Raw genomic sequence first — 13,532 nt, forward strand, 5'->3', positions numbered from 1 at the left:
ATTTCTTGTTAATCCTGTTCTAGCATGCCGTCATCATTGGCGGCCTGCTGCATGGCGGATTGCAGCTTTTCAAAGGCGCGGGCTTCGATCTGACGCACACGTTCGCGGCTTATATTATATTCCAGGCTAAGTGATTCCAGTGTTTTGGGGTTATCACTTAATCTGCGCTCGGTGATAATATGCTGCTCACGCTCATTTAATGTACTCATGGCATCAGCCATAAGGCCGCGTCTATAATCCATTTCCTCGTTGTCAGCATAGGCGGTTTCCTGATCAGGGGTATCCTCGTCAACCAGCCAGTCCTGCCATTCGCCTTCTATATCAGCGCGCATTGGTGCATTAAGGGAATGATCACCGCCGGACATACGGCGGTTCATCTGCACCACTTCATCTTCCTTTACATCAAGTTTATCAGCAATTTCCTTAACCTGTTCCGGGTTCAGATCCCCGTCATCGATGGCTTCAAGCTGGCCTTTGATGCGGCGCAGGTTAAAAAATAATTTTTTCTGTGCGGCTGTGGTGCCGATCTTTACGAGTGACCATGAGCGCAGAATATATTCATGGATTGATGCCTTAATCCACCACATGGCATAGGTTGCCAGTCTGAAGCCTTTATCCGGATCAAACCGTTTCACTGCCTGCATCATGCCGACATTGCCTTCCGAAATAAGGTCCCCGATGGGTAATCCATATCCGCGATATCCCATAGCGATTTTGGCAACCAGTCTAAGATGGGACGTCACCAGCTTATGGGCAGCTTCTGTGTCGCCATGCTCAGTCCAGGCTTTTGCCAGCATAAATTCCTCGTCCGCTTTAAGCATCGGAAATTTACGAATTTCATGCAGGTAGCTTGTCAGACTGCCTTCCGGCGATAACGTCGGTAAATTATTTTCTGCCATTTTGCTTTTTACCCCTGGTCCTTTTATTCATTCTAAGCCTATCTGAAGATTAGGGCGGTAATTAGGCGGCCTCTAATGCATTTATAAGGCATTTCATATCATTTGGTAATTCTGTTTCAAATGTCAAGGTTTCCTTGGTAACAGGATGGATAAAACCTATCAGATATGCGTGAAGGGCCTGTCTTTTAAATGTTGAAAGGGCGTCCTTTGCCCGGTCGGAAAAGTTTTTTTGTGGGTTATTTCTTCTACTATATAGCGGGTCACCAACCAGAGGATAGCCCATATGTGCCATATGTGCTCTTACCTGATGCGTCCGTCCGGTTTCAAGTCTGCATTCAACCAGCGACAGGCTTGGAGCAATACCCTGCATCACATTTGTTCTGGAAGTGACTTTTCTTGGCGGTTCAAGTCTTTTGACCACCTGATAATGGGTAATTGCCTCCTTTCCATTTTCCCGAACGGCAATTTTTAATCTGTTTTTGCTGTCACGTCCCAATGGCAGATCAATGGTACCGCTGGTCGGATTGGGCACACCCCAGCAAATGGCAAGATATGCGCGTTCAATTGTATGTTTTGCAAATTGCTTTGAAAGCCCTTTATGTGCGGCATCTGATTTTGCGACGACCATCAATCCACTGGTGTCTTTGTCTATTCTATGAACAATGCCCGGGCGTCTGACACCATTGATACCTGAAAGGCTGTCGCCGCAATGATGGATTAGGGCATTTACCAAGGTTCCGGTGTTATTTCCTGGTGCCGGATGCACTACCAGTCCTGCCGGTTTATAAAGAACCAGCAAGTCATCATCTTCATAACGGATATCAAGCGGGATATCCTCACCTTCTGGTTCCGGCTCAACAATTTCCGGTATTTCTATGGAAAAAGTTTCGCCTGCCTTCACTTTATGTGAAGGGTCGTTCATAATCTTTCCGTCCTTTGTCATTAAAACTTGACCTTCTGTGATCAGACTTTTAAGACGGGAACGACTGATAGTGTCCAGTTTAAGGCTAAGAAATTTATCAAGGCGCTGACCCTGATCGCTTTCTTCAACGACTGTTTCATATTTATAAGGTGCTTGCTTTATCATGACAGAAGAACCAATGCCAAAAAATTACAGATTACTCAAGGGAATAGTGATAACTTTGGGTATATTAATTGTCGCCATGGTCATTTTAATAATCACGGCCTCCATCATGAAATATAATGACCAGAAGAGCGCAGAAGCCGCTTTGGTTGAAAAATATCAGTCTTCCCAGAATATAGTTTCCGAAAATATGAAACCCTTTAAGCTTGATTTACCTCTGGAAGCTGGAGAAAAAGTCATGTCTGTAAGCAGCAATGATAGGGGCATTCTTGTCAGCATAGGAGAAGAGGGAAGAATTCAAAAAATTCTTCTGATCGGTTATAGTGGGAAAGTATTGGGCACGATCAATGTAAACTGATTAATCTTCCTTAATGGGAAGAGAAAATTTTACAAGTCCCTTCATTTTATTTGGATCAATCGGCTTGCCACGGCGGAGTATGGAAATTCTTCCTGCGCGGGCCAGTGATTTTGCCTGCTGTTTTACGGCAAGCATATATTTTCGCCATTGGTCATCGGGATCACTTTCCCTGGCGCGGTCTTTGGCAATTTTAATAGCGATATCATTAGGGCTCACATGGCTTCCGCCAGCGATTGCCTCCAATATATAAAGCCGAATTGGATCTTCCTTATTTTCAGCTTCTGCATTTTGTTCATTTACATCAGTCATGTTCGCCGTTTAACATGTTTTAAACAGAGATGCACTATAATTAAATTAATCAAAGTAAAAAGTATTAATGGAAGATCGTTTATAGATGTCGCTTACATATCTGCTCTGGGGAATTTTTATTGGCCTGATTATGGCGGCACCAATTGGCCCGGTTAATATTATCTGTATCAGACGGGCTCTTACAATGGGGTCAATGAACGGGTTTGTTGTGGGTCTTGGCGCCGCGCTGGCGGATGGTTTTTTTGGTGCGCTTGCAGCCTTCGGATTAGCCGGCCTGACACGGGTCCTTAATGATTTCAACGGATGGATTGAAATTGTCGGCGGAACAGTGCTCTTAATTATTGGGGCCAAATTATGGTTTAGCCATCCCCATGTTGCAGATGTTAATGACAGTTATAAGGATCGGTTAAAAGCCGCCATGGGCACATTTCTGCTCACTATGACTAACCCTCTTACAGTGCTTGGTTTTGTCGCCGTCTTTGTCAGTCTTGGCCTTGGGAATATGGGCAATAATTATCTGAATGCGACGGTTATTTCTGTTGGCATAATATTGGGATCAACCTTATGGTGGGCGATATTATCATTCGGTGCGGGCAAAATATCAAAAAAACTGACCGATGAGCATCTGGAGAAGGTCAATAAAGTATCTGCGGTTATTATTGTTATTTTTGGGCTCATAGCCATATTAAAAAACCTGGCTTTATAATTTCATGTTTCCCATTGCAATGAATGGCCCGTTCCGAAATTCCGGCTTATTATATTTAAAGGGCGTACCATCCGGGTTGGTAACTGATCCTCCGGCCGCATTTAAAATGGCATGACCTGCGGCAATGTCCCACTCCATGGTTGGTCCAAATCTCGGGTAGATATCAGCTTTCCCCGTTGCGACAACACAAAATTTTAAGGAACTCCCGGCAGAAGTTTTGTTCTTTATATTAAGAGTATCAAGGAAAGCTCTGGTTTTTTCATCCAGATGGGATTTGCTGGCAAGCACTGTTAAATTATCTTTATCAGCTTTGCGAACTTTTATCCGCTTTTCTTCACCAATTAATTTACCACCCTTCACTTTCTGAACAGTGGCCGTGGTCGGGTTTTTTGTAATATATAGATCACCTGATGCCGGGGTATAAATTATTCCAAATGTAGGATTTCCGTTTTCAATCAGTCCTATATTGACTGTAAAGTCAGTTCCACCGGCAATAAACTCTTTAGTGCCATCAAGCGGATCGATAAGCCAGAATTTATCACTGACTTTGGGAATATATCCACGGCTTGCGCTTTCCTCGGCAATGACAGGAATTTCAGGGGCGATTTTCATTAAATCACGCAGTATGATTTTTTCAGCGGCCTGATCGGCTATTGTTACCGGTGTCTGGTCATCTTTATAGCTGACACCGACTTTACCCCCTCTTATTTCCATTATTTTTTCACCGGCTTCTATGGCTGAGTTGGGCAATATGCCTAGATATTGGTCATAAGGGCTTTGTGTCATATTTCTCTGCTTAAGGAAGATTAAGTTTAGTTTATATGTTGTCGTTTGGATAATGATCGCTATTATATGAAGCTAATATGAATTACCGCAAGATAGAAAGTTGATTTATGAAAGAATTGGATTTTGCAGCACTCTTATGTTCACGCCTCTGTCACGATTTAATCAGTCCGGTCGGGGCAATTTCAAACGGCATTGAAATACTGGCTGACGAAGATGATGAAGCGATGAGAACAGAAGTTGTGAAATTGCTTGAACTCAGCGCAGGGCAGACTTCAAATCGACTGAAATTTTATCGGCTTGCCTTTGGTGCTGCCGGGGGCATTGGCTCACAAGTACCAATCAGAGACGCCAAAAATGCCACTATGGCTTTATTTGATGGCACGCCAATGACACTGAATTGGAATTCTGAATTAGGGGAGCTTGATAAAAGTGCGGTTAAACTGCTAATGAATATGACCCTGGTTGCCAGTGAAACATTAATTCGTGGCGGCGAGCTGATGGTCGGTATTAATGTCGCCGGTCAAAAGATAAAAATAGAAGTATCCGTGAGGGCTGACCGCGTTATTTTCCAGGATAAAGTCCGTGATATGATATGTGGCGCCTTGGACAAGATGGAAGCTGATCCGAAGTTGGCACCGGCCTATCTGGCTGCAAGTGTAGCCCATCAGCTTGGCAGTAAAGTGGATTATATAAATCATAATGAGAATAGTTTTACTTTAAAAGCACTCATCTGATCTGTGTATGACGCTATAGTATAATTTTATTAAAATTCAAAAATCGTTAAAAGCTTTACCTCATTTTAACCTATTTCCTAGAAATTAGTGGATGGTATACCCGTAACTAGTAAAAAAGGTAATAGGCATGGATGATTTGCTGAATGAGTTTTTAACGGAAACATTCGAAAGTATTGAAGTTGTAGACTTGGAGTTGGTCGAGCTTGAAAAAGATCCCAACAATAAGTCTGTTCTGGATAATATCTTTAGATTGGTACATACGATCAAAGGAACCTGTGGCTTTCTGGGTCTTCCCCGTCTTGAGGCAGTGGCCCATTCAGGAGAGAATGTACTAGGAAAATTTCGTGATGGCGAAATGAAGGTTACCCCGGAAGCGGTTACCCTGATTTTGAGCGCGCTTGACCGCATTAAAGAAATTCTCGTGGGTCTTGAGCAAAATCAGGAAGAACCCGCAGGTGATGATAGCGAAATCATTAATCAACTGAATGCCATGGCTGAAGGCAAACTTCATCTTGTTGAAAAGACAGAAGTTACTGAAGAAGCATCTATTGAAGTTTCAGACGTAAGGCCGACAGTGCCGGGTGAAGTGACCCTTGATGAACTGGAAGCGGCATTTCTGGCGGCACCAGGACCAGATGATGAAGACCCTGTTGAAGAGGCCGTCAATGACAGCATCCAGAAAACAGTGGCAGCAGAAAAAGTCAAAAATGAAGACGTTGCCAAAGCAAACGGTTCTTCGAAAGAAGGCAGCATTGCAAATCAGTCAATCCGTGTAACAGTTGATGTCCTTGATAACCTGATGAACATGGTTAGTGAACTGGTTCTGACCAGAAACCAGTTGATGCAGATTTCCCGTCGTACAGGGGAAAGCGAATTTGAAATTCCGCTACAGCGCCTGAGCCAATGCACAACAGAGCTGCAGGAAGGTGTTATGAAAACACGTATGCAACCAATCGGAAATGCCTGGTCAAAGCTGCCTAGAATTATTCGTGATCTGCAGATGGAGCTTGGCAAAAAAATTGACCTCCAAATGCTCGGTGCAGAAACTGAACTTGATCGTCAGGTTTTGGAACTGATTAAAGATCCACTAACACACATGATCAGAAATTCTGCGGATCATGGAATTGAAAAAATTGAAGACCGTATTGCCGCCGGTAAAAAGGAGACAGGGACTATTCGTCTTAATGCTTTTCATGAAGGCGGCCAGATTATTATTGAAATATCGGACGATGGTGCCGGATTATCAGTTGAGAAATTGAAGGCAAAGGCCCTTTCAAACGGTCTTGCGAGCGAAGAGGAGCTCGCTGAAATGTCTGATCAGCAGATTCAGCGCTTCATCTTCCATGCAGGGTTCTCGACGGCTGCAAAAGTAACAAGCGTCTCTGGCCGTGGTGTCGGTATGGATGTTGTCCGCAGCAATATTGAGAAAATCGGAGGTGCGATTGAGCTTAAATCCACCGAAGGAAAAGGAACAACTTTCCTAATTAAGATACCATTGACCCTTGCAATCGTTTCTGCCCTTATTGTTGAGTCCGGTACCGAAAGATTTGCCATCCCGCAAATTAGTGTTCTGGAACTGGTCAGGGCATCGGGGGATTCAAACCATAAAATTGAGTATATTAATGCTACGCCAGTATTAAGGCTGCGTGATCGATTATTACCACTTCTCCATTTAAATAAAATCCTTGGATTTGAAGAGGGGGACAAGGTGGATGCGAACAGTCTGCGTGAAGATTTCATCATTATTACACAGGTTGGGGATTTCACATTCGGGATCGTTGTTGACCGTGTATTTGATACAGAAGAAATCGTCGTGAAACCCGTGGCACCAATTCTACGTGATTTAAATGTTTTCTCCGGCAACACAATATTGGGAGACGGGACCGTTATTATGATTCTTGATCCAAATGGCATTGCCAGTGAAGCAAATGAAGCGATGTCGGAACTTTCTGACCAGCGGGCTGAGCAGGAGGAAGACGTGTCTAGGTCTACATTTGATGACAAAGAAGCAATTCTTCTGTTCCGGGCCGGTGGTGACACCAAACGGGCTGTTCCGCTTTCACTTGTGTCACGACTTGAGGAAATTGACGTCAGCAAGATTGAAATTTCGGAAGGCACTAAAATGGTTCAGTATCGTGGAAAACTTATGCCTCTGGTTCTGATCAATGACAAATATGATATCAAATCTGAAGGTCGCCAGCCTATGCTGGTATTTACAGATGATGATAAGGCAATGGGCATCATTGTCGATGAAATATCAGATATTAAGGAAGATTCCATAAAAGTTGAGTTAAGTTCAAAAGCCATTGGACAGCTTGGCACGGCTATTATTGATGGAGTTGCTACCGAAGTAATAGATATCGCCTATTATTTTGAAAGAACGTTTAATAATTGGCAAATGGGGATGGACTCCATTCAGGTTGAAGTCAAATCGAAACGTAAGAATATCCTTATCGTTGATGACAGCACATTCTTCTTAAATCTTTTAAAACCCCTTTTAACAGCGGCTGGCTATAACGTCACTATTGCAAGCACAGCCACAGAAGCTCTTAAGTTAAGAGAAAAAGGTTTAGATTTTGATCTTATTATTAGTGACATTGATATGCCGGAAATGAACGGTTTTGAATTTGCTGAAGAGGTAAGAGAAAGCGGAATCTGGCGGGAAACGCCTCTGGTTGCTCTTTCTGCAAACAGTTCACAATCAAGGTTTGAAAAAGGCCGTGAGGTTGGTTTTGATAACTATGTTGAAAAACTTGACCGTGACACGCTCTTAAAGGCAATTGAAGAGCAAATCAGCAACCATGAAACTGCAGCATAAATTTATAAAGCGGATTATTTGAAGGATTACTAATGGAAAATCTGAATAAAAATGATTTTGTGACAATTTGGCTTGATGGTCAGATGTGTGGCATTCCTGTGCTGGAAGTTCATGACGTTTTATCGAAACAGACAATTACAAAAGTACCAAAATCACCAGTTGCCGTCGCCGGCGTGTTAAACCTTCGTGGGCAGATCGTCACCGCTATCGATTTAAGGAAGCGCCTTAAACTTAAAGACCGTGATGAAGGTATGGAAGAAATGAATGTGGTCGTCGAGTATCAGAAAGAACCATACAGTCTGATAATAGACAGCGTTGGGGATGTTCTCTCCCTTTCAGAGGAAGCATTTGAAAGAAATCCGGTAACACTTGAACCACACTGGCAAAGTGTTTCCAACGGCATCTTCAGGCTGGAAAATGAACTTCTGGTTATTCTGGATATCGAGAAACTCCTGACCCTGGATGAAAATAAGGTTGCGGCATAAAGGTTCAGTAAAAAGGGTGTGAACCACGGAAAACAAGTTGGAATTAAAAAATGAAATCATGTCTTGTAGTCGATGATTCTAAAATCATTAGAAAAGTTGCCAGAAGAATTCTTGAAGAACTGGATTTTGATATCCAGGAAGCGGTTGATGGTCAGGATGCTTTGGAATTATGTAAAAATTCCATGCCGGATGTCGTTTTGCTGGATTGGAATATGCCGGTAATGAATGGTCTGGATTTTCTAAAAGCACTCCGTAAAACCGAAGGGGGGACCTCACCTGTAGTTGTTTTCTGTACAACTGAAAATGACATGTCCCATATCAGCGCTGCAATTTCTGCCGGAGCAGACGAATATATCATGAAGCCATTTGATCGGGAGATTATTGAATCGAAATTCGTTCAGGTTGGATTATTATAAAGTGAGCAGTATTCCATTGGAAAATAACAGAGGGTATAAAAAACCGGTAGGGGCCAGCCCTTATCGTGTAATGCTTGTTGATGATTCATCTGTGATCAGAGGACTGATGTCCCGTTGGTTAGGGGCTGATCCTGCCATTGAAATTGTGGCCAGTGCTTCGAACGGCCAGGTTGCCCTGAATACATTAGAGCGGGCGGATCCGGAGATAATCGTTCTTGATATTGAAATGCCAGTTATGGATGGTCTGACAGCTTTGCCAAAATTACTATCCATCAAGCCGGATGTTCAGGTCGTTATGTCGTCTACATTGACCGTTCAAAATGCGAAAGTAAGTCTTCAGGCAATGTCATTGGGGGCTGCTGACTATGTTCCAAAGCCAACCACAAATAGGGACGTGATTACATCGCAGTCTTTTCAGGTGGAAATCATTGAGAAGATTAAAAGCCTGGCAGAAGCAAAAAGAAAACAATTAGGGTTACCACTTTTTAAAGCAGAACGGGAAACCCTGCTAACGGCCGAAAAGAAGATTAATAACCCACAGATTGTCAAAATTTCAAAAACGGTTAAATCTTCTTCGGTTAAGCCAAAAATTATAGGTGTAGGCAGTTCCACAGGTGGACCGCAGGCACTTATGGAATTTGTAAATGGTATCAAAGACAAACTGACATTGCCAGTGGTCGTAACGCAACATATGCCACCGTCTTTTACAAAAATTCTGGCGGGCCATTTAGCCCGTTCGACTGGGCTGACGTGTGAAGAAGCTGAAGATGGAATGGAACTTGTGGGGGGACGCGTTTATATCGCCCCTGGGAACTACCATTTGACGGTTACTGAAAAGGCAGGAAAATATTATATAAAGTTAAATCAGGATTCGCCTGAAAATTTCTGTCGACCTGCCGTTGACCCTATGTTTAGAAGCCTGTCGCAGGTATTTGGTCCGGCTGTTTTAGGGGTTATCCTTACCGGAATGGGGCATGATGGCCTTGCCGGAAGCATGAAGATTGTGGAAGGTGGCGGTACAATACTTGCACAGGATGAAGCGACAAGCGTGGTCTGGGGTATGCCGGGTGCTGTCAGCGAAGCTGGTTTATGTAATGCCGTATTACCGCTAAGGGAATTGGCAGGAAAAGTTAATAATCTTGTAATGGGGGGCAGATGATGAAATCAGAAGATTTTGAACTAATCAGTGGTCTGCTCAAACAACGGTCCGGTCTTATTCTGCCTAAAGATAAAGTTTATCTTCTGGAAAGCAGGCTGACACCAATAGCACACAGGCGTGGCCTGGACTCTCTTGATGAACTGGTCAGTGAAGTACGTCTTAAACGAAAAGAAGATTTGCTTACTGAAATTACAGAAGCAATGACAACGAATGAATCATTTTTCTTTCGAGACAATAAACCCTTTGATTTATTTAAAGAGTCTGTATTGCCGCAGCTTTTGGAAAGTCGTGCATCAAAGAAAAAAATACGCATCTGGTGTGCCGCTGCCTCAACCGGTCAGGAGCCATATTCCCTGGCAATTATTTTAAAAGAATTATCTGCAAAACTGGTTGGCTGGAATATAGAAATTATTGGTACCGATATTTCGCAGAAAGTTCTTGATAAGGCAAAAATGGGATTATTTTCACAGTTTGAAGTTCAACGCGGCCTGCCTATTCAACTGCTCATAAAATACTTCAATCAGGTTGGGGAACTTTGGCAGATTTCTGAAGATATCAGAAATATGGTCAGCTATCGTAAATTTAATCTTCTTGATCCATATACCCTTCTTGGGTCGTTTGATGTAATTTTTTGCAGAAATGTTCTTATTTATTTTGATCAGCAGACCAAAACGGAGGTTTTGGAAAAAATGAGAAAGCTGCTCCCCAATGATGGAACATTGTTCCTGGGTGCGGCTGAAACCGTACTCGGCATAACGGACAAATTTAAACCTGTGCAGGGTCAACGCGGGCTTTATTCAACCGCAGATGCCAGCACAGAAGTTATTGGAAAATTACGCGCTGTCTAGAAAATCCAAAAAAATAAAAAGAGCTAACCTTTACAATGAGTTAGCTCTTTTCTATTTATGATTTTAATAAATAACTATTAGCCTGCAGCGGCGATTGAAGAGCCGTTGTCTTCATCAGGATCGCGAAGAACATATCCACGTCCCCAAACAGTTTCAATATAATTCTCACCACTGATGGACGCCAGTTTTTTGCGGAGTTTACAAATAAACACATCGATAATTTTAAGCTCAGGCTCGTCCATTCCGCCATAAAGGTGGTTTAAGAACATTTCTTTTGTAAGAGTTGTTGTTTTGCGTAAGGAAAGAAGCTCAAGCATAGCATATTCTTTTCCTGTAAGATGAACGCGCTGACCATCAATTTCCACAGTTTTCTTATCAAGATTAACAGACAGTTTTCCTGTTCTTATAATGGATTCTGCATGGCCTTTTGAGCGGCGGATAATGGCTTGAATTCTGGCGACAAGCTCTTCTTTATAAAATGGCTTTGTCAGATAATCGTCAGCACCAAAACCAAGACCCTTAACTTTATTTTCAAGTTCCACCATGCCGGAAAGAATAAGAATTGGTGTATTTACTTTTGAAAGACGTAATTTTTTAAGAACGTCATATCCGTGCATGTCAGGCAGATTCAGATCAAGTAGTATGATGTCATAATCATAAAGTTTTCCAAGATCTATTCCCTCTTCTCCCAAGTCAGTACTATAAATATTAAACCCCTCGGCTGAAAGCATCAGCTCAATGCTTTTTGATGTTGAAGGATCATCTTCTATGAGTAAAACCCGCATTTTTTAGGTTCCTTTCTTATTGTTATTAACCATTTCTTGGTTTTGTTAACCATTTAACGTTAACCATTCTTAACACAACTGGTTAATAAATTGTTACTAATATCGAAATATCGGTTATTTCTGCACCTGATCTTAATGATTATTTAAATATAAGGGAGTAATGTTAATAAAATAAGTTATTGATAATAAATAATTATTTTGCATTTTAATTGAAAATAAATTATAATAAATTACAATTAAATAAAGTTAATTTTTATTATAATAATTTGGATATTTTTGTAATTAATACTTATAATTTTCTTCTATTTGATAGAATCTAGGGACAATTTGATAAATTGCAGACACTCAAAACAGAAATAGAGCGAATCCAGTCAAACAAAATTTATGGCCGCGTTATGGGCATACAGGGGTTGCTTGTTGAAGTGGCTGGTGCACAGCGCAATATGAGTATTGGATCCCGTGTTAATATATTGTCCCGAACAGAACAGATTATTCCCTGCGAAGTTGTCGGCTTTAAAAGTGACCGGGCACTTCTAATGCCCTATTCAACACTTGAAGGGGTTGGTGTCGGCTGTAAAGCATTTATTGATAGCGATATTGCTCACGTACATCCAAGTGATGCCTGGCTTGGCCGGGTGGTAAATGCTATGGGCGAGCCAATTGACGGCAAAGGGCCTATAAAATTTGGTCCTGTGGCCTATCCGGTAAAAAACACACCCCCACCCGCGCACTTGCGCGGCCGTGTCAGGGGGAAAATGGATCTGGGTGTGCGGTCAATTAATACCTTTGCTACCTGTTGCAAGGGGCAGCGAATGGGTATCTTTGCCGGGTCCGGTGTTGGTAAATCCATTTTACTGTCCATGTTTGCCAGATACACAGCGTCCGATATAACGGTGATTGGACTGATCGGTGAACGGGGTCGGGAAGTGCAGGAATTTATTGAAGATGATCTCGGGGAAGAGGGACTAAAGAGAAGCGTGGTTGTCGTGGCGACATCCGATGAGACGGCACTGATGAGAAGGCAGGCGGCTTACCTTACATTGACGATCTGTGAATATTTCCGTGACCGTGGTAAAGATATTTTATGTCTGATGGACAGTGTGACCAGATTTGCGATGGCCCAGCGGGAAATTGGACTTGCCGGAGGTGAGCCACCAGCGAGCAAAGGCTATACGCCGACCGTATTTTCAGAACTTCCAAAGCTTCTGGAGAGGGCAGGCCCTGGTATTAATGGCGGATCAATTACGGGTCTTTTTACAGTTCTGGTGGAAGGGGATGATCATAATGAGCCCGTTTCTGATGCTGTAAGGGGAATACTGGATGGTCATATTGTTCTTGACCGGGCTATCGCGGAAAGAGGACGATTTCCTGCTGTCAATATCTTAAGATCGGTAAGTCGGACTATGCCAGGCTGTAATTCGGATGAGGAAAATCAGCTTTTATCTATGGCAAGAAAATATATTGCTGATTATAACGATATGGAAGAAATGATTCGTCTTGGGGCTTATCGGCCCGGAGCAAACCGGGAAATTGATGAAGCGATATATTTTCACCCGGAATTGGAGAATTTTCTATCTCAATCAAAAAATGAACAAAGTAATTTAGCTTCTGGATACGAGTTGTTAAGTAATATATTGCATAATCGTCCCCAGTTAGAGGATACTGGGCCGAAGAAAAAATGATACCCGGTAAAAGTTGGGTATACATAAAGAGTTAAGGTTATGGCAAAAGGATTAAAAGGCATTATAAGGCTTCATAAGTGGCAGGTAGATGAAAAGCGCCGCCAGATTACCGAGCTTGAGGTAATGCGTGGTGAACTTTTGGAGAAACTCAATAAACTGATCAATGAACTTGAAAATGAAAAAGAGGCTTTTTCAAGATCAACGGTCGTCAGCATTAATTTTGCCAATTATGCCTCTTCCGTCATGAAACGTCGTGAAAATCTGGAGGCATCAGTTACGGAAATTGACGTCTCTATTGAAAATATGAAAGACGAGCTCTCGGAAGCGTTCAAAGAACTTAAAAAATATGAAATTGTTGAGCAGCGAGCACTTGAGCGTAAAAGACAGGAAGAGAAAAGACGGGAACAGGAGCGTCTTGATGAAATTTCCCTAAATATGTATCGAAGCAGCGCCAAGTAATATC

At 42.4% G+C, this 13,532-nt stretch carries 15 protein-coding genes; 10 read left to right on the plus strand and 5 right to left on the minus strand.

Going from position 1 to position 13,532, the window contains the following annotated elements:
- Positions 1–8: 8 nt before the first annotated feature.
- On the minus strand, positions 9–899 hold the full coding sequence (gene rpoH, locus R3D86_07415) for an RNA polymerase sigma factor RpoH (protein MEZ5758033.1): 891 nt from the start codon (positions 897–899) through the stop codon (positions 9–11).
- 61 nt (positions 900–960) lie between these two features.
- Positions 961–1,986 (minus strand): RluA family pseudouridine synthase, encoded by a 1,026-nt coding sequence (locus tag R3D86_07420; GenBank protein MEZ5758034.1) that lies wholly within the window; start codon positions 1,984–1,986, stop codon positions 961–963.
- On the opposite strand from R3D86_07420, the gene R3D86_07425 reads away from it, so the two are divergent.
- Positions 1,985–2,341: a hypothetical protein gene (locus R3D86_07425; GenBank protein MEZ5758035.1), complete on the plus strand. Its 357-nt coding sequence runs from the start codon at positions 1,985–1,987 to the stop codon at positions 2,339–2,341. The genes R3D86_07420 and R3D86_07425 overlap by 2 nt on opposite strands.
- On the opposite strand, the gene R3D86_07430 is transcribed toward R3D86_07425, so the two are convergent.
- Complete coding sequence (locus R3D86_07430) at positions 2,342–2,650, minus strand: DUF3253 domain-containing protein (protein ID MEZ5758036.1); 309 nt, start codon at positions 2,648–2,650, stop codon at positions 2,342–2,344. It lies immediately after the preceding gene.
- Positions 2,651–2,735: 85 nt separating this feature from the next.
- Here R3D86_07430 and R3D86_07435 point away from each other — a divergent pair, with 85 nt between their 5' ends.
- Positions 2,736–3,356 carry a LysE family transporter gene (locus R3D86_07435; protein MEZ5758037.1) on the plus strand — a complete coding sequence of 207 codons (621 nt, stop codon included), beginning with the start codon at positions 2,736–2,738 and terminating at the stop codon, positions 3,354–3,356.
- Here R3D86_07435 and cysQ read toward each other — a convergent pair.
- The gene (gene cysQ / locus R3D86_07440) at positions 3,351–4,142 is read right to left on the minus strand and encodes a 3'(2'),5'-bisphosphate nucleotidase CysQ (protein MEZ5758038.1); all 792 of its coding nucleotides are present in this window, start codon (positions 4,140–4,142) and stop codon (positions 3,351–3,353) included. The two genes, R3D86_07435 and cysQ, sit on opposite strands and share 6 nt — an antisense overlap.
- Before the next feature lie 107 nt (positions 4,143–4,249).
- On the opposite strand from cysQ, the gene R3D86_07445 reads away from it, so the two are divergent.
- The 6 genes from R3D86_07445 to R3D86_07470 all read left to right on the plus strand — a co-directional run bounded on the left by R3D86_07445 (position 4,250) and on the right by R3D86_07470 (position 10,602).
- Positions 4,250–4,876, plus strand: coding sequence for a histidine phosphotransferase family protein (locus R3D86_07445; protein ID MEZ5758039.1), 627 nt, complete (start codon positions 4,250–4,252; stop codon positions 4,874–4,876).
- Between the two features lie 127 nt (positions 4,877–5,003).
- A complete protein-coding gene (locus R3D86_07450; protein MEZ5758040.1) occupies positions 5,004–7,694 on the plus strand; it encodes a chemotaxis protein CheW in 2,691 nt (896 codons plus the stop codon).
- 32 nt (positions 7,695–7,726) lie between these two features.
- On the plus strand, positions 7,727–8,179 hold the full coding sequence (locus R3D86_07455; protein ID MEZ5758041.1) for a chemotaxis protein CheW: 453 nt from the start codon (positions 7,727–7,729) through the stop codon (positions 8,177–8,179).
- 50 nt (positions 8,180–8,229) lie between these two features.
- Positions 8,230–8,595 (plus strand): response regulator, encoded by a 366-nt coding sequence (locus tag R3D86_07460; protein MEZ5758042.1) that lies wholly within the window; start codon positions 8,230–8,232, stop codon positions 8,593–8,595.
- Between the two features lies 1 nt (position 8,596).
- A complete protein-coding gene (locus R3D86_07465) occupies positions 8,597–9,754 on the plus strand; it encodes a chemotaxis response regulator protein-glutamate methylesterase (protein ID MEZ5758043.1) in 1,158 nt (385 codons plus the stop codon).
- Positions 9,751–10,602 carry a protein-glutamate O-methyltransferase gene (locus R3D86_07470; protein ID MEZ5758044.1) on the plus strand — a complete coding sequence of 284 codons (852 nt, stop codon included), beginning with the start codon at positions 9,751–9,753 and terminating at the stop codon, positions 10,600–10,602. The genes R3D86_07465 and R3D86_07470 overlap by 4 nt, the downstream gene beginning before the upstream one ends.
- A gap of 77 nt (positions 10,603–10,679) precedes the next feature.
- Here R3D86_07470 and R3D86_07475 read toward each other — a convergent pair whose 3' ends face one another.
- On the minus strand, positions 10,680–11,387 hold the full coding sequence (locus R3D86_07475; protein MEZ5758045.1) for a response regulator transcription factor: 708 nt from the start codon (positions 11,385–11,387) through the stop codon (positions 10,680–10,682).
- Between the two features lie 335 nt (positions 11,388–11,722).
- Here R3D86_07475 and fliI point away from each other — a divergent pair, with 335 nt between their 5' ends.
- Positions 11,723–13,069: a flagellar protein export ATPase FliI gene (fliI, locus tag R3D86_07480; protein MEZ5758046.1), complete on the plus strand. Its 1,347-nt coding sequence runs from the start codon at positions 11,723–11,725 to the stop codon at positions 13,067–13,069.
- Between the two features lie 39 nt (positions 13,070–13,108).
- Positions 13,109–13,528 carry a flagellar FliJ family protein gene (locus R3D86_07485; protein ID MEZ5758047.1) on the plus strand — a complete coding sequence of 140 codons (420 nt, stop codon included), beginning with the start codon at positions 13,109–13,111 and terminating at the stop codon, positions 13,526–13,528.
- Positions 13,529–13,532 lie beyond the last annotated feature (4 nt).

The sequence above is a fragment of the Emcibacteraceae bacterium genome (assembly GCA_041396985.1).
Classification (GTDB): domain Bacteria; phylum Pseudomonadota; class Alphaproteobacteria; order Sphingomonadales; family Emcibacteraceae; genus Pseudemcibacter.